This is a genomic window from Microbacterium timonense, from assembly GCF_900292075.1.
Classification (GTDB): domain Bacteria; phylum Actinomycetota; class Actinomycetes; order Actinomycetales; family Microbacteriaceae; genus Microbacterium; species Microbacterium timonense.
Genome location: NZ_OLMV01000006.1, coordinates 69,488 through 85,163, shown reverse-complemented (window position 1 = coordinate 85,163; position 15,676 = coordinate 69,488). Strand labels below are relative to the sequence as shown.

At 70.2% G+C, this 15,676-nt stretch carries 13 protein-coding genes; 8 read left to right on the top strand and 5 right to left on the bottom strand.

The window, feature by feature from the left end; translation table 11 throughout:
• The first annotated feature begins 120 nt into the window (after positions 1 to 120).
• Genes C9992_RS15370 through C9992_RS15360 form a run of 3 tightly spaced genes read left to right on the top strand, consistent with a single transcriptional unit; the run spans position 121 to position 4,062 of the window.
• Complete coding sequence (locus C9992_RS15370) at positions 121 to 1,137, top strand: TIGR03842 family LLM class F420-dependent oxidoreductase (protein WP_106816519.1); 1,017 nt, start codon at positions 121 to 123, stop codon at positions 1,135 to 1,137.
• Positions 1,138 to 1,182: 45 nt separating this feature from the next.
• The gene (locus C9992_RS15365) at positions 1,183 to 2,499 is read left to right on the top strand and encodes an aspartate aminotransferase family protein (RefSeq protein ID WP_106816518.1); all 1,317 of its coding nucleotides are present in this window, start codon (positions 1,183 to 1,185) and stop codon (positions 2,497 to 2,499) included.
• A gap of 45 nt (positions 2,500 to 2,544) precedes the next feature.
• The gene (locus C9992_RS15360; RefSeq protein WP_106816517.1) at positions 2,545 to 4,062 is read left to right on the top strand and encodes a CoA-acylating methylmalonate-semialdehyde dehydrogenase; all 1,518 of its coding nucleotides are present in this window, start codon (positions 2,545 to 2,547) and stop codon (positions 4,060 to 4,062) included.
• 85 nt (positions 4,063 to 4,147) lie between these two features.
• Here the strand turns inward: C9992_RS15360 and C9992_RS15355 are convergent, their stop codons facing one another.
• Positions 4,148 to 5,119 (bottom strand): diacylglycerol/lipid kinase family protein, encoded by a 972-nt coding sequence (locus tag C9992_RS15355; protein ID WP_106816516.1) that lies wholly within the window; start codon positions 5,117 to 5,119, stop codon positions 4,148 to 4,150.
• A 135-nt stretch (positions 5,120 to 5,254) separates the two neighbouring features.
• Here C9992_RS15355 and C9992_RS15350 point away from each other — a divergent pair, with 135 nt between their 5' ends.
• Complete coding sequence (locus tag C9992_RS15350; protein ID WP_106816515.1) at positions 5,255 to 6,205, top strand: hypothetical protein; 951 nt, start codon at positions 5,255 to 5,257, stop codon at positions 6,203 to 6,205.
• On the opposite strand, the gene C9992_RS15345 is transcribed toward C9992_RS15350, so the two are convergent.
• Positions 6,202 to 6,657 (bottom strand): Lrp/AsnC family transcriptional regulator, encoded by a 456-nt coding sequence (locus tag C9992_RS15345; protein WP_106816514.1) that lies wholly within the window; start codon positions 6,655 to 6,657, stop codon positions 6,202 to 6,204. The two genes, C9992_RS15350 and C9992_RS15345, sit on opposite strands and share 4 nt — an antisense overlap.
• A gap of 103 nt (positions 6,658 to 6,760) precedes the next feature.
• Between C9992_RS15345 and C9992_RS15340 the strand changes: the two genes are divergently transcribed.
• The 3 genes from C9992_RS15340 to C9992_RS15330 are packed head-to-tail and all read left to right on the top strand — an operon-like array spanning position 6,761 to position 10,067.
• Entirely contained in the window at positions 6,761 to 8,194 is a 1,434-nt protein-coding gene (locus tag C9992_RS15340; protein WP_106816619.1) for a DUF6421 family protein, read from the top strand.
• Positions 8,195 to 8,230: 36 nt separating this feature from the next.
• Entirely contained in the window at positions 8,231 to 8,944 is a 714-nt protein-coding gene (locus C9992_RS15335; RefSeq protein ID WP_106816513.1) for an SDR family NAD(P)-dependent oxidoreductase, read from the top strand.
• Between the two features lie 49 nt (positions 8,945 to 8,993).
• Positions 8,994 to 10,067: a threonine aldolase family protein gene (locus tag C9992_RS15330; protein WP_106816618.1), complete on the top strand. Its 1,074-nt coding sequence runs from the start codon at positions 8,994 to 8,996 to the stop codon at positions 10,065 to 10,067.
• 626 nt (positions 10,068 to 10,693) lie between these two features.
• Here C9992_RS15330 and C9992_RS15325 read toward each other — a convergent pair.
• From C9992_RS15325 to C9992_RS15315, 3 genes are all read right to left on the bottom strand, one after another.
• Positions 10,694 to 12,199, bottom strand: coding sequence for a coiled-coil domain-containing protein (locus tag C9992_RS15325; RefSeq protein ID WP_235008275.1), 1,506 nt, complete (start codon positions 12,197 to 12,199; stop codon positions 10,694 to 10,696).
• Between the two features lie 118 nt (positions 12,200 to 12,317).
• The gene (locus tag C9992_RS15320; RefSeq protein WP_106816512.1) at positions 12,318 to 14,231 is read right to left on the bottom strand and encodes a M3 family metallopeptidase; all 1,914 of its coding nucleotides are present in this window, start codon (positions 14,229 to 14,231) and stop codon (positions 12,318 to 12,320) included.
• A gap of 61 nt (positions 14,232 to 14,292) precedes the next feature.
• Positions 14,293 to 14,880, bottom strand: a complete 588-nt coding sequence (locus C9992_RS15315; protein WP_106816511.1) for an NUDIX hydrolase family protein — start codon at positions 14,878 to 14,880, stop codon at positions 14,293 to 14,295.
• A 122-nt stretch (positions 14,881 to 15,002) separates the two neighbouring features.
• Between C9992_RS15315 and C9992_RS15310 the strand changes: the two genes are divergently transcribed.
• The gene (locus C9992_RS15310; protein ID WP_106816510.1) at positions 15,003 to 15,668 is read left to right on the top strand and encodes an alpha/beta hydrolase; all 666 of its coding nucleotides are present in this window, start codon (positions 15,003 to 15,005) and stop codon (positions 15,666 to 15,668) included.
• Positions 15,669 to 15,676 lie beyond the last annotated feature (8 nt).

The following is a 15,676-nucleotide window of genomic DNA, read 5'->3' as shown; positions in this document are numbered from 1 at the left end:
TTCGCTCGCTCAACGACCGGAACTCCCGGGCGCTGCTGTCGCTCAACGACCGGCATCTCCCGGTCGTTGAGCGAGCGAGGAACGAGCGAGACGAAACGTCGCGGACCTAGGAGCAAACCCATGGATTTCGGGGTCGTCCTGCAGACCAATCCACCCGCCGCACGGGTGGTCCAGCTCGCGCAGCTCGCCGAAGCGCACGGGTTCAGTCACGTGTGGACGTTCGACTCCCACCTCCTGTGGGAGGAGCCCTACGTCATCCACTCGGCGATCCTCGCCGAGACGAAGCGGGTCACGGTGGGCCCGTTCGTCACGAACCCTGCCACGCGGGATTGGACGGTCACGGCATCCGTCTTCGCGACCCTCAACGAGATGTACGGCAACCGCACGATCTGCGGCATCGGGCGCGGCGACTCGGCGGTCCGCGTGACCAACGGGTCGCCGGTGACGATGGCCGAGCTGCGCGAGTCGATCCATGTGATCCGGGAACTGGCCAACTCGCGGTCGGTGCAGTACAAGGGCGCCACCCTGCGGTTCCCGTGGAGCCGCGGATCGCGGCTGGACCTCTGGGTCGCGGCGTACGGCCCGATGGCGCTGAAGGTGGCCGGTGAAGTGGGCGACGGGTTCATCCTGCAGCTGGCAGACGTGGACATCGCCGCGTGGATGATCCGCACGGTGAAGGATGCCGCGGCCGCCGCCGGCCGCGACCCGGAGTCGCTCGCGTTCTGCGTGGCGGCGCCGATGTACATCGGGGAGGACCGGCAGCACATGCGCGACCAGTGCCGCTGGTTCGGCGGGATGGTCGGCAACCACGTCGCCGACATCGTCGCGAAGTACGGCCACCACGGCGCCATCCCCGACGCCCTCTCGGACTACATCGCCGGGCGCACCGGCTACGACTACAACACGCACGGCCGGGCCGAGAACGACCACGTCGACTTCGTTCCCGACGAGATCGTCGACCGCTTCTGCGTCCTCGGCTCCGCCGCGGATCACATCGCCAAGCTCGAGCAGCTGCGCGAACTGGGGGTGACGCAGTTCGCCGGGTACCTCCAGCACGACAGCAAGGAGGAGACGCTCCGCGTCTACGGCGAGACGGTGATCCCGGCACTGCAGACGCACCTCACGGCCAAGTCGTGAACGCCCGCCCTTGACCGTCGGCCGGAGAACGGGAAACGTGGCGGCATGACCGAAGATCTCGACGCCGTCGCGAAAGAGCTCGACAGCGCCCACGTGTTCCACTCCTGGTCAGCGCAAGCTGGGCTGGACCTCCCCGTCATCGCCGGCGGCTCCGGCACCGTGGTGTGGGATCACGCCGGCAACCGCATGCTCGACTTCTCCAGCCAGCTGGTCAACGTGAACATCGGGCATCAGCATCCCGCCGTCGTCGCCGCGATCCGCGAGCAAGCCGAAAGACTCGCCACGGTCGGCCCGGCCACGGCGAACCTCCACCGCGGGCGGGCCGCCGAACGGATCCTCGGCAAGGCACCGGACGGCTTCGCCAAGGTGTTCTTCACGAACGGCGGCGCGGACGCGATCGAGAACGCGATCCGCATGGCGCGTCTGCACACCGGCCGCGACACGGTGCTGTCGACGTACCGCTCGTACCACGGCAACACCGGTGCCGCCATTGTGGCCACCGGGGACTGGCGACGGATGCCGAACCAGTTCGCCCGCGGGCACGTGCACTTCTTCGGGCCGTTCCTGTATCGCACGGAGTTCTGGGCGACGACGCCCGAGGAGGAGTGCGAGCGCGCGCTGCACCACTTGGAGCGGGTCATCCAGTCGGAGGGGCCGTCGACGATCGCGGCGCTCCTCCTGGAGTCGGTGCCGGGCACCGCCGGGGTGCTGGTGCCGCCGCCGGGCTATCTCGCGGGCGTGCGGGCGCTGGCTGACAAGTACGGCATCGTGCTGATCCTCGACGAGGTGATGGCAGGCTTCGGTCGCACCGGCCGGTGGTTCGCCTTCCAGGGCCACGACGTCTTACCCGACCTCATCACCTTCGCGAAGGGCGTGAACTCCGGGTACGTCCCGGTGGGCGGAGTGATCATCTCGGAGCAGATCTCCGCGACGTTCGACGAGCGCGTGTTCCCCGGCGGACTGACGTATTCGGGTCACCCGCTGGCTGCGGCATCCATCGTCGCGGCGATCGGGGCGATGGAGTCGGAGGGGATCGTCGAGAACGCCCGGCGCGTGGGCGAAGAGGCGATCGGCCCGGGCCTCGGGGAGCTCGCCGCGCGGCACCCGGTCATCGGCGAGGTGCGGGGAGAAGGGGTCTTCTGGGCGCTGGACCTCGTCGCCGACCGCGACACCCGCGAGCCGGTCGGCGCGGACGTCGTCGCGCGGCTCAAGAAGGAGTTGACCTCCCGAGGGCTGCTGCCGTTCACCGCCGAGAACCGCATCCACGTGGTGCCACCGTGCGTCGTCACCGACGGGGAGGTGCACGAGGCGATGGCGATCTACGATGAAGCCCTGACGAGCGTCGAAGCAGACCTCGCGTGACACGTGCACACCCTCTCACGAGGAGGGTTCCGAAGGAGGAACACGATGACTGACACCCTGCCGCGCACCGAGACGGCGGTTCTGGACCACTGGATGAACGGGGCGCCGTGGGCCGGCGCATCCGACCGCACCGGTCAGGTCTTCAATCCCGCGCTGGGAACGGTGCAGAAGGAGGTGCGCTACGCCACGCGGGAAGACGTCGGCGCGGTGGTGGATGCCGCGAGCGCAGCGTGGGCGCAGTGGCGCGACGCGTCGGTCGCCAAGCGCCAGGCGGTGCTCTTCTCGTTCCGCGAGCTGCTGAACGCGCGCAAGGAGGAGCTGGCCGAGATCCTCACCGCCGAGCACGGCAAGGTGCTCGCCGACGCGCGCGGCGAGATCGCCCGCGGCATGGAGGTGGTGGAGTTCGCGTGCGGCGTCGGGCACCTCACGAAAGGCGCGTACTCCGAGAACGTCTCCACCGATGTCGACGTCTACACGCTGCGTCAGCCGCTGGGCGTCGTCGGCATCATCAGCCCGTTCAACTTCCCGGCGATGGTGCCGCTGTGGTTCTTCTCGATCGCGCTGGCGGCCGGCAACGCCGTCGTGCTGAAGCCGTCCGAGAAGGACCCGAGCGCCGCCAACTGGCTCGCGGGTCTGCTCACCGAGGCGGGGCTTCCCGACGGTGTGTTCAACGTGGTCCACGGCGACAAGGAGGCGGTCGACGCGCTGCTGGAGCACCCCGACGTGCGGGCGATCTCCTTCGTCGGCTCGACACCCATCGCCAAGTATGTCTACGAGACGGCGACCGCCCACGGCAAGCGCGTCCAGGCCCTCGGCGGTGCGAAGAACCACATGCTGGTGCTGCCCGACGCCGACCTCGACCTCGCCGCGGACGCCGCCGTGAACGCCGGCTTCGGATCAGCGGGCGAGCGCTGCATGGCGATCTCGGTCGTGCTGGCGGTCGACGCCATCGCCGACGCGTTCGTGGCCAAGGTCGCCGAGCGCATGGCGGGCCTGCGGGTGGGCGATGGCACGCGAGGCTGCGACATGGGTCCGCTCATCACCGGCCAGCACCGCGACAAGGTGGCCTCGTACATCGACGTCGCAGGCTCGGACGGCGCCACCGTGGTCGTCGACGGCAGGGAGGTGGACGTCGACGGCGACGCCAACGGCTTCTGGCTCGGCCCGACTCTCATCGACAACGTGCCGACCGAATCGACGGTGTACACCGACGAGATCTTCGGGCCGGTGCTGTCGGTGGTGCGGGTGGACGGCTACGAGGAGGGCCTGGGCATCATCAACGCGAGCCGATACGGCAACGGCACCGCGATCTTCACCAACGACGGCGGTGCGGCACGCCGCTTCCAGCGCGAGGCGACGGTGGGCATGATCGGGATCAACGTGCCGATCCCGGTGCCGGTGGCCTACCACTCGTTCGGCGGCTGGAAGGCATCGCTGTTCGGCGATGCGAAGGCGTACGGCCCCCACGGGTTCGACTTCTTCACGGCGGAGAAGGCGGTCACCTCCCGCTGGCTCGATCCCTCGCACGGGGGCATCAACCTGGGCTTCCCGCAGCACGACTGAACCCGCCTCGCGGGGTGGGACCCGCGCCCGGTGCGCCCTCCCGCCCCGCGCGTCGGCTCCGCGGAGGGCCGCCCGACCGGTCGCCTCAGGACGCGCCCTGGGGTGCGAAGACCGTCACGGCGCGCGGGATCACCGAGCAGCGCAGGCGGAAGCCGCCGTCAGCTTGCTGTTCGAGCTCCCCGTCGTGTACGTATACCGACGGATGCCCGTCCTCGATGCGCACCGTCATCTCGAACTCCTGCACGACGAGCCGCTCGACGTCGGTGCGAGGCGGCATCAACCGCAATGCCCGAAGCACGGCCGCGGTGCGCCGCCCGAAGGCGAGGGACGCCATCGCGCGCACCCGGGAGCCGCGCGCGTGATGGATCCGCACGTCGAGCGTGGGATCTTCCAGCGACTCCCGCTGCATCGTCGCCACACGTTCCGGATCGTTGCGACCGACTCCGATGAAGACCGACCACACCCGCGCCCGCCGGCCCTCCCGCACGATCGTCAAGGACTCGGCCGTGCGCAGCGTCCGCCACGCCGCGACGACGCCGCCGAGCCACTTCCCCAGCCGCGCGCGACGACGCTCCCGCTCCTCGATCAGCTCCGGATACGCGCCGACCGAGACCGCGTTGAGCGCCAGCACGGGCGCTTCACCATCCGCCTGGGCTTCGATCGCGCTGACCTCGACGGTGGTGCCCCGCTCGAAGGCGTCGATCGCCGTGTCGACGTCGGTGAGTCCGGCCGAGCGCGCGAAGTGGTTGAACGTGCCCCCCGGGATCACCAGCAGCGGCAGGTCGTACTCCCGCGCCAGCGCCGCCATGCGGGAGACCGAGCCGTCACCGCCGTACACGCCGAGCACCCGAGGCGGGGCATCCGATGCCATCGCCGCCCGCACCACCGCGGCCAGGTCCTCACCGTCGGCGAGCTCGTGGATCACCGCCGCGGGCAGTCGCTCCGCGAAGACCGGGGCAGGATCCGCCCGCACGACCGCGGTCCCCGACGCCGCGTTGCGGACGATGAGCACGCCGCGTCCGCGCGCGTCGCCAGGCGGAGGTGGCGCCGACTCCATGCGTTGAGACTACCGGCACGCACGCGGCATCCCGCCGTCGAGGCGCCCCACGCTCCCGGTGAACCGCGGGCCCTTGTATCTGACCCAGGTGCGTGGGACTCTCCCCCGTGAACCCCCGAAGGTGAGGAGCCCGTGATGAACGATCCGCGGCACGACCCGTCACACATCGATCCGGCCATGCTGGCCCTCCCTGCGGACCAGGTGACACCCGCCCACGACACCCGCCATATCGAAGAGGCATTGCGTGCCAGCGGCCTGGAGTCCGAGATCGCTGAGTCGCTGCCGGTCCGCGGGGGCGGCGTCGGCGGCTTCTGGGGCGAGTGGGAGGATGCCGCGTGGCGGGGCCCCTTCGGCCGCAGACCGCGGTTGGACATCGCCGACAGCATCCGCTGGCCGGCCTCGCTCTACATCCCGCGTGGGGCGGACTACCGCGACTACTGGCTGACCGCACCGCCGGATCGCCAGCGCTACGCTCTCGCGTGGCCGGCGATCGGCAACGGCGTCCGCCCCGACTGGGCGTCGGCCGACAGCGGCGAGCTGTTCGCCTACACGATCGTGCCGTGGACCGACCCGGGTGCCGACACGCGGTCGGAGGCCGGGATCGGCGTGGTGTACTCGCCGACCTTCACGCTCGGCACCGTCGACTTCGAGCCGATGGTGAACGTGAAGGACGGCATCCTCGCGTCGGTCCTGGAGTACTTCCCCACCCTGTCGGCCGGCAGTGTCACCCTCACCGCGAGCGTCGTGCTCGCCGCGTGGCAGGTGATCCCCGGCGGGTACGACCTGCTCGACTACGCGAGCATGCCGATCGCACGGATCACGCGCGACCAGAGCTACGGTCCCGAGCGGGCGAAGCTGCCCGGGTCGCTCTACACGCCGCGCACGTTCCGCAAGCGCTTCCTCGTGCAGAAGGGACGCGAGTACCTCTTCGGCGCGGTCGGTCGGGTACAGGCGAGTTCGACGCTCACCGCGAGCGACGGGCGCCCGCTCACCGGCGCCGACGGAACGAACTTCAAGGTCTACGCGTGGATCACGCTCGGCATTCCGTACATGACCATCGAGACGGCCCAGATCCACCTGCCCTAGGCGGGCAGGACCGGGCGGTTCTCGTAGAACGTCTGGAGCACGACCGTGGTGCGGGTGTTCACCGAGGCGGCGGAGCGGATGTCGCGGATCAAGGCCTCGAGGCGCCGAGGCGAGGCGACCCGGACAAGCAGCATGTAACTCGCGTCCCCCGCGATGGAGTGGCAGGCCTCGATCTCGTCGAGGTGCTCGAGCAGCTCCGGCGCGTTGTCGGGCTGCCCGGGGTCGAGCGGCGTGATCTCGATGAACGCGGCGAGCGGCTTGCCGACCGCCTCCGGGTCGACAACCGCGCGGTAGCCGGTGATGACGCCGCGGGACTCCAGGCGCCGCAGGCGTGTCTGCACCGCCGAGACCGACAGGCCGACCGCGGCGGACAGCTCCGACAGCGTCGCACGCGCATGGCGCGACACCTCGCTGACGATCATCGCGTCGATCGCATCATCCAGGGCCGGCATGGCCCCACTCTATCGCCGCGCAGGAAAATTTCCTGCCATCCCACACGGGTGGGGGAAATTCTCTAGAATCTGAGCCCGAGGACTCGAAGATCGGAGGTTCATGATGTCTCACACCACCCTTCACGGCACGAAGGCGATCGTCGGCGAACCCGAGGTCGTCGAGGACGGGCGCCTGGCCGAGACCAGCGACGCCTGGTCGCGTCTCAAGGTCGCGGCGAGCGCGATCCAGAGCCTCCAGGTTCACGACGGATCGATTCCGGATGCCGCCGCCCACGCCGAAGCCCGCGCGCGCGTCGCGGAGATCACGGCGAGCATCCGCGCCCTCTCCCCGGCCTTCCCGCACGACGCCGCCTACCTCTCCGCGTCGATCCGCGACTTCGAGCGCTGGGCGGACGAAGGGTTCGGCATCCCGGACTTCCTCGATTCGCTCGTCGCGTTCCAGCCGCAGCAGCACCGGGTCGACGGCATCCGTCATCTCGTCGTCTTCCCCATGTACACGCAGAACGGCTCCCCCGACCGCCGTGTGGAGGCGGTGCTCGTCGAGGTGATCTGGCCGGAGTTCATCGCGCAACTCGAAGCCGGCGACTACAGCAACAAGCTGTTCGTGTCGCTGCGGTTCATCGATTTCACGCCGGGCTACGACACCAACAGCGCGGTGCTGTTCCCTGAGACGGTGGCGATGCGAGAGATCCCCCCCTTCACGTGGGGCGCGATCTTCCAGGACCGCGAGGCCGCGCGCTATCGCCGCGTCGTGCGCGCGGCGGCCGAGATCACGAAGCTCGAGCTTCCGGCCGACGCCGCGCGCATGCTCGATGATCAAGAGCTCACCGAGAAGACCTTCGTGATGTGGGACATCATCCACGACCGCACCCACATGCGCGGCGACCTCCCGTTCGACCCCTTCATGATCAAGCAGCGGATGCCGTACTTCCTGTACTCGCTCGAGGAGCTGCGCTGCGATCTCACCGCCTTCCGCGAGTGCGTCGCGATCGAGAAGCGGCTGACGTCGCGCGTCGACGCCGGCGAGCAACTGGACGCCGCCGAGGCCGAGATGCTCGAGCACGCGAGGCTCGTGCAGTACGCCGTCCTCTTCGACCGGATCTTCCGGTTCGCGATCACCGGGTCGCGGGTGCGCAACTACGACGGACTCGGGGGCCAGCTGCTGTTCGCGTGGCTGCACCAGCGTGGCGTGCTGCACTGGACCGACACCGCGCTCGCGTTCGACTGGGACGAGGTACCGGCCGCCGTGGTGGCCCTGGGCGACGCGATCGACGAGCTGTACTGGCGTTCGATCGACCGCCCGAAGACGGCGCACTGGCTCGCGGCGTACGACCTGGTACGGAGCACGCTCACGCCTCATCCGGCCTCGCGGTGGGCGCGGGGTCTGCCGGACGAGATCCTCGCCGGTGCGCCCAAGGGCTACACCGACGCCGTCCTCGACGACGAGTTCCCGCTGTCGATGTTCTTCGAGGCGCTCGACAAGAAGATGAAGCCGGTCATCGAATCGACCGCCGGCATCACGGGACGTGATTCCTGACCCCGTCCGGCGCGCTCGTCGTGCGAGGGTAGGAGCATGACCGTCGCAGACAGGCTTGTCGTCATCGCGGGAGCGACCAGCGCCTCCGGACTCGCGGCGACGCGTGAGCTGTGGCGCGCGGGCGCGCGGGTGGTCGCCGTCGGGCACGATCCCGGCAAGCTCAAGGAGCTCCTGAATGCCGCCGACGCGGATGCCGGACCCATCGACGCCGGCGCGTCGGGGAGCCTGCGCACCGAGGTGTGCGATCTGACGGACGAGGCAGACGTCGGCGCGCTGGCCGCACGCATCCACGACGCAGAAGGAGCCGTCGACGGCGTGCTCCACCTCGTCGGCGCGTGGCGGGGCGGCGGCGGATTCGCCGGCCAGACCGATGAGGACTACCGGTTCCTCGCGCGCTCCCTCACCGCGCTGCGGCACGTCAGCCGTGCCTTCGACGCCGATCTGCGCGCCTCATCATCGGCCCGCACCGCGATCGTGTCATCCACGGCGGTCGCGCGGCCCCTTGCCGGCGGCGCGAACTACGCCGCGGTCAAGGCCGCGAGCGAGGCGTGGGCGCGCGCACAGGCACAGGGGTTCGCGAAGGCCGCTGAGGATTCCGGCGCGCCGCTGGCCGCGGCATCCGTCATCTTCCGGGTCAAGAGCCTCTCGGGACTGGAGGACGCGCTCGCGCAGCGCTTCGCGGGGCTGTGGCTCACCGACGCCGCCGAGCTCAACGACACCATCGTCGACCTCACCGACCCTTCGCTGTGACGCGCCGCCGCGGCGGCGGTCCGTTGCGTGCGAACTAGATTGGATGCTCGTGACCACGATCCACGACCCGAACCTCCGCGGCTTCGCCTCCGACAACTACTCCGGCATCCACCCCGAGGTGCTCGCCGCCATCGCGGCCGCCAACGACGGCCACCAGGTCTCGTACGGCGAGGACGTCTACACGGAGCGTCTGCAGGACGTCTTCGGCCGGCACTTCGGCGAGGGCGTCGAAGCGTACCCGGTGTTCAACGGCACGGGTGCGAACGTCGTGGGCCTCCAGTCCATGCTCCCGCGTTGGGGGGCGGTCGTCACGGCCGGGACCGCGCACATCAACGTCGACGAGGGCGGAGCGCCCGAGCGAGTCGCCGGCATCAAGCTGCTGACCGTGCCGACCGAGGACGGCAAGCTCACGCCCGAGCTCATCGACCGTGAGGCGTGGGGCTGGGGCGACGAGCACCGGGCACAGCCGCTCGTCGTGTCGATCACGCAGTCCACCGAGCTCGGAACCCTGTACACGGTCGACGAGGTCCGCGCGATCGCCGATCACGCGCACAGTCTGGGCATGAACGTCCACATGGACGGGTCGCGCATCTCCAACGCCGCCGCGTCGCTGGGCGTGCCCTTCCGGGCGTTCACACGCGACGCCGGCGTGGATGTGCTGAGCTTCGGAGGCACCAAGAACGGCGCGATGCTCGGCGAGGCCGTCGTGGTGCTGAACCCCGAGGCCTCACAAGGCCTGAAGTTCCTGCGCAAGCTCGACATGCAGCTCGCGTCAAAGATGCGCTTCGTCTCGGCGCAGCTGCTGGCGCTGCTGGAGGGCGACCTGTGGCTGCGGAACGCCTCGCACTCGAACGCGATGGCACAGCGCCTGCGCCGTGGCATCGAAGCGGGTCTGGCCGACGGTTCCATCAGGGGCGTCTCCTTCACGCAGCCGACGCAGGCCAACGGCGTCTTCGCGACCCTGCCCGACGGCGTCGCGGACCGCCTGCGTGCGTCGTTCCGCTTCTACGACTGGGATGCCGCGAAGAACGAGGTCCGCTGGATGTGCAGCTTCGACACGTCCGAGAACGACATCGACGCCTTCATCGCCGCGATCGCCCGGGAGACCTCCCCCGCTCGTTGACCCCCGCTCGTTGAGCGAGCGAAGCGAGACGAAACGCCCCCGCCGCACAACCCCGCGTTTCGTCTCGGTCGCTGCGCTCCCTCGCTCAACGACCGAACCCCATCAGCCCGACCCCCGGTCGTTGAGCGAGCGAAGCGAGACGAAACGCCCCGCACACCCCGCGCAACCCCACGTTTCGTCTCGGTCGCTGGCGCTCCCTCGCTCAACGACCGAGCCCGATCACTCCCACGTTTCGTCTCGGTCGCTGCGCTCCCCCGCTCGTTGACCGCCGGTCGTTGAGCGAGCGAAGCGAGACGAAACGCCCCGCCGCACACCCCGCGTTTCGTCTCGGTCGCTGCGCTCCCTCGCTCAACGACCGAGCCCCATCAGCCCCGCCGGTCGTTGAGCGAGCGAAGCGAGACGAAACGCCCCCCGCCGCACACCCCCGCGTTTCGACTCGGTCGCTGCGCTCCCTCGCTCGTTGACCCCCGGTCGTTGAGCGAGCGAAGCGAGACGAAACGCCCCCGGTCGCCGCACAACCCCGCGTTTCGCCTCGGTCGCTGCGCTCCCTCGCTCAACGACCGAGCCCGATCACTCCCGCGTTTCGACTCGGTCGCTGCGCTCCCTCGCTCAACGACGGGAGGCGATCAGGCGTCGTGCTGCTCGGACTCCTCGGGGTCTCCGTCCACCTCCGGAGCAGCATCCGTCTCCTCGTCGGCGTCGGTCTCGGCGGTCGCCCCGGCGAGGACGCCCTCGGGCCGGATCAGCTCCTTGACCTCGGCCATGAAGCTCATGAGCTGGTGCTGCTGCCACCGCAACTGACGCGTGCGGTCTTCGGCGTCGCGCAGCACGGACTGCGAGTGGGTGGTGACGAGCTCCAGGATGCGCTCGGCCTTCACGTGCGCCTGCTCGAGGTGCTCGCGGGCACGCAGCTGCGCGTCGGCCTCGATCTGCTGCGACTGGGCCCGCATCAGACGCTCGAAGTCCTCCGCCTTCGCCGACACGCGCTGGGCGTGCTCGAGCGACGCGGCGACCTGCTCGTTCGCGTCCTGCGTGATGCGCTCCGCGTGGGCGACCGCCTGATTGTGCAGCACGAGGAACTCCTGGTGCGCGTCGTCCTGACGGCGGGTGAGGGATGCCTCGAACTCCAGCGCGCGCAGCCGCAGCTCGCGCACCGCCTCCTCGGCCTCGGCCCGGTCGCGGGCCGTCTCACGGGCGACGGTCGAACGCAGCACCGCCGCGCCCTTCTCGGCCTCGGAGCGGATCGCCGCGGCCTCGCGCTCGGCCTGCGCCACCTTCTCGGCCGCATGCGCGGCCTCTCGCTCGATGCGCGCCTGGTGGGCGGTCAGCTCGGTGTCGATCTTGAGCCGCACCTGCTGGGCCTCGTGCTGCGCCTGCGAGACGATGTCGTCGGCCTCAGCCTGGGCGGCCGTCCGGCGGTTCGCGATCTCCTCGCGGGCTGCCTCGAGCAGCCGGTCGCCCTGGATCGTCGCGTTGCGGATGAGCAGGCTCGCCTGGTCTTCGGCGACCCGGAGCACCTCCTCGAACTGCTGGCGGTTGGGCGTCTCCGTGGTCGCGCCGACGAGCTCGTCGCTCAGCGCCTGAACCCGCTGCTCGGCATCGGCGATCTTGGCGTTGGCAAGCTCCAGCTCGGCCTGCAGACGCTGGACGAGCTCGCTCTCTTCCTCGCGTTCGGCGGCCGCCTCCACCGCGACGCGTTCGACTTCTGCCCGACGGACGTCCTCCGCTTCGGCCAGCGCCGCCTCCAGACGGTCGATCTCGTCCTGGCGAGCCGCCAGTGCGGCATCCAGCTCCGCCTCACGGGCAGCGACAGCCTCGTCGATCTCCGCCTGGCGTCGGTCGGTCAGCGCCTTCAGGTCCGCTTCGAGGCGCTCCACCTTCGCCCGGCTCTGCGCGACGGCGGCACCGGCACGCCGCTGCTGCTGCTTCAGCTGAGTGACCTCGTCGGTCGCGGCGCGTACACGCGCATCGAGGCCCGCGATCGCGGCGTGCACCTCTTCCTTGTCGTAGCCGCGGAAGGTGGTCGTGAAATCGGGCGTCGCCGTGGCCGGCGAGGACTCTCCGATGAGATCCTCGAAGGGCGACGGATCTTCCTGGCCGGGGTTTCCGGGGCTCACGGCCTGCTCGGACATGTCGGGTCTCCGATTCTGGTCGCGCGTCGCGAGGGTTCCCGGCGACGACACGGGGAGCGCAGGGGCTACTGCGCGGGGGTAGCTGAACAATACCTCCCGCGGGTGAACCGACGAAACGTCAGCGTCCGGCCAGCCACTCCCGGTAGGCGTCGAACGTGAACGGGCGGCCGAGGAAGGCCTCGACGAGGTCCTTCGCGTCGCGCGAACCGCCCCGTTCGAGCACCTCGGTGCGGTAGCGGTGCGCCGCCTCGGCATCCATCAGTCCCCCGCCGAAGCCGCTCAGCAGGTCGCGGGCGATCACGAGGCTCCACTGGTACGTGTAGTAGCACGCGCCGTAGCCGGTGAGGTGCCCGAAGCCGGCGTACGAGTGCAGGCCGGGCAGCGGCTGCACCGGGCTCGTCGCGGAGTAGATCCGCTCGGTCTCGGCCTGCAGATCCGCCGGGCGGTCGACGTGCAGACGGTACGAGACGTTGGCGTGCCCGAGCTGACGCCGCACCTCCAGCGCGCGCCCGAACGCATCGGCGGTGCGCATGCGCGCGACGAGGTCGGCGGGGATGGGCGCGCCCTCGGCGTTGCGGCTGAACGAGGCGAGCACTTCGGCATCCCACGCCCACTCCTCGAGCAGCTGGCTGGGCGCCTCGACGAAGTCCCACTCCGTCGACACGCCGCTGAAGCGGGCGAACCGCTGCCGGCCGCCGAGGATGTCGTGCACCAGGTGGCCGAACTCGTGGAAGAACGTCACGACTTCGTCGTGCTCCAGCAGTCCGCGCGAGAAGTTGCACAGCAGCGCCGCCTCCGGCAGGACCCGGCCGGCGACACCCGGCGCCAGCGGGAAGCACGCGGCGTGGTTGAACTTGCCCTCACGCGGATGCAGGTCGAGATGGATGCGCCCGAGGCGGTCGCCGGCCCGCACCACGTCGAACGTCCGGACGTCCTCGTGCCAGGCGGGAACGTCCACGGGCACATACTCGACGTTCAGCAGCCGGCCGGTGACCTCGAGCACGCCGGCTGTGACGCTCTCGAACGGGAAGTACGAGCGCACCTGCTGCGCATCGACGTCGTACTGCTCGCGCTTGATCGCCCCCAGCAGATACCAGAAGTCGGCGATGAGCACCCGGTCGGCCTCGGGCACATCACGTTGCAGACGCTCCAGCAGGAGCGGGTACTCCGACTCCGCGGCAGCGCGGGATGCGGCATCCAGCCTCTCCAGGAAGACCGGGACCTCGGCGCCCGACCCGATCATGCGGGTCTCGGTCTCGTAATCGGCCCAGTCTGAGTACCCGAGCAGCCGCGCGCGCTCGGCTCGCACGTCGAGCAGCTCTGCCAGGATGGGGTCGTTGTCGGGCCATGCGAGATCGTTGTAGGCGCTGACCAGGGCGATCCGCGTCGCTCGGTCGACGGCGTAGTCGCGGACGGGCATCAGATCGGGATAGTCCGTCGTCAGCGTCACCCGCCCGTTCTCGTCGGCCGGGTGTGCGTCGATGAAGTCCTGCGGCATTCCCGCAAGCCCCTCCACCGGCACGGTGATCTCGCGGCGACCATCGCGGATGTTGCGCGAGAACGCCAGCGAGAGCTCGGTGTCGCGATCCGCCAGCTGACGCGCGCGCTCGCGGTCGGCGTCGTCCAGCTCCACGCCACCGCGTCGGAAGTCGCGCAGCAGATGCGCAAGCAGCCGGGCCTCGTCGTCGTCCAGGCCCTCGGCCGACGCGTGCGCGAAGGCATCCCACAGCCCCCGATCGAGCAGCCGCGACGCCGACAGCGACTCGACGGCCTGCACCTGCGCCTCGGCGATCTCGCGCACCGCCGCGTCCGGGTGTGCCTCGCTCAGCACGTAGGCCTCGCTGAGCGCTTCGGACAGGGCGATATCGGCGTCGTTCCACAGCTCCAGCCGTTCCCGCGTCGAGAGAGTCTGCTCGCGCTTCAGGCGGCCATCGATCTCGCGCACGCACTGGATGCGCGCCGTGGGGCGGTCGGCGGCGAAGGCCGGCCAGGCGGTCGAGTCGTCAGGAAACGGCAGCGGTTCGAGGGTCACTCTGCGAGCCTAGGTGCACCGACGGCGGCGGCGAGGAAGGTGACGCGAGGCTCGGCCGAACTCACCGCAGCGCGCCGACGCTCGCCAGCGCCAGCCGCACGAGGGTGCCACGTCCGCCCTCCATCTCCGCGGAGAGAGCATCGGATGCCGCTTCCTCCGGCGTCAGCCACGTCACCTCGAGCGCGTCCTGGCGAGGCTCGCACGTCCCGGTGACCGGCACGACGAACGCGAGCGACACCGCATGCTGCCGGTCGTCGTGGAAGGCGCTGACGCCCGGCAGCGGAAAGTACTCAGCGACGGTGAACGGCACCGGCTGCGGAGGCAGAAGCGGGAACGCCATGGGCCCGAGGTCGTTCTCGAGGTGGCGGAAGAGCGCATCGCGCACGGTCTCGCCGTAGCGCACGCGGCCGGAGACGATGGTCCGGGTGATCTCGCCCAGGGGCGTGGCCCGCAGCAGGATCCCCACCGCGGTGACCTGCCCCATCCCGTCGGTGCGCACGGGGATGCCTTCGACGTAGAGCATCGGCAGGCGCCGGCGCGCCTCCTCCAGCTCGATGTCGCTGAGCCAGGCGGGGTTCGAGACGTTCCCGGCGGGCGGGCCGAACGGCTCGTCGCCTGCAGGCTCGGGGTCGGGAGTGCGCACGGACATGCCTCCTGTATACCCCGCAGCCTCCCCGACTGCCGAGCCCCGTCGCTCGTGTCGGCGCTCCGGGTCGGGTCGATCGGCTGTCGGCCCGATCGCTTGTCGGCTCTGCGTGCGAGGATGAGCTCATGCCGGATGCGCTGGTGATCGATGCGGATGCCGTGCTGTGGTCCGCCGAACGCACGGCCCTCGCCGGCAGGCATCTCCTCCTGCTCCTCCACGGCTACGGCGCGGACGAGCACGACCTCTACCCGCTGCGCGCCTATCTTCCCGAGAGCTTCATCGTGGCAAGCCTCGCGGCGCCGCTCACGCCGCCGTGGCCGGCACCCGGGCGGTCGTGGTATCCGATCGACGGCCTGGACGGACGCGACGCGTCGCACGTCACGCGGGCGGCACAGGCAGTGATCGACTGGGTCGACGCACACGCGCCGGAGGCGGCATCCGTCGGACTCCTCGGCTTCTCGCAGGGCGGTGCGGTCTCGGTGCAGGCGCTGCGCCTGGACCCCGAGCGGTTCGCCTTCGCCGTGAACCTGTCGGGCTACGTCACGCCCGGCGAGCTGCCGAGCGATGCCGAGCTCGCCGAACGCCGACCGCCCGTGTTCTGGGGGCGAGGAACCAACGACGACGTCATCCCGGGCTTCCTCGTCGAGTACACGACGCAGTGGCTTCCGGAGAAAGTCGAGCTCAGCGGTCGCGTGTACCCGGGCCTCACGCACAGCATCTCGGAACAGGAACTCGTCGACGTGCGCGCGTTCCTCGACAAGCAGCTCGGAGCTCTCGACGCCGCCACCTGACGTTGCTG

Bases quoted from the DNA above. Each gene is read 5' to 3' on its own strand.
- C9992_RS15315 (WP_106816511.1), bottom strand. From the start codon at position 14,880: ATGTCCGTGCGCACTCCCGACCCCGAGCCTGCAGGCGACGAGCCGTTC.
- C9992_RS15325 (WP_235008275.1), bottom strand. From the start codon at position 12,199: ATGTCCGAGCAGGCCGTGAGCCCCGGAAACCCCGGCCAGGAAGATCCG.
- C9992_RS15360 (WP_106816517.1), top strand. From the start codon at position 2,545: ATGACTGACACCCTGCCGCGCACCGAGACGGCGGTTCTGGACCACTGG.
- C9992_RS15355 (WP_106816516.1), bottom strand. From the start codon at position 5,119: ATGGAGTCGGCGCCACCTCCGCCTGGCGACGCGCGCGGACGCGGCGTG.
- C9992_RS15370 (WP_106816519.1), top strand. From the start codon at position 121: ATGGATTTCGGGGTCGTCCTGCAGACCAATCCACCCGCCGCACGGGTG.
- C9992_RS15350 (WP_106816515.1), top strand. From the start codon at position 5,255: ATGAACGATCCGCGGCACGACCCGTCACACATCGATCCGGCCATGCTG.
- C9992_RS15365 (WP_106816518.1), top strand. From the start codon at position 1,183: ATGACCGAAGATCTCGACGCCGTCGCGAAAGAGCTCGACAGCGCCCAC.
- C9992_RS15310 (WP_106816510.1), top strand. From the start codon at position 15,003: ATGCCGGATGCGCTGGTGATCGATGCGGATGCCGTGCTGTGGTCCGCC.
- C9992_RS15335 (WP_106816513.1), top strand. From the start codon at position 8,231: ATGACCGTCGCAGACAGGCTTGTCGTCATCGCGGGAGCGACCAGCGCC.
- C9992_RS15340 (WP_106816619.1), top strand. From the start codon at position 6,761: ATGTCTCACACCACCCTTCACGGCACGAAGGCGATCGTCGGCGAACCC.
- C9992_RS15345 (WP_106816514.1), bottom strand. From the start codon at position 6,657: ATGCCGGCCCTGGATGATGCGATCGACGCGATGATCGTCAGCGAGGTG.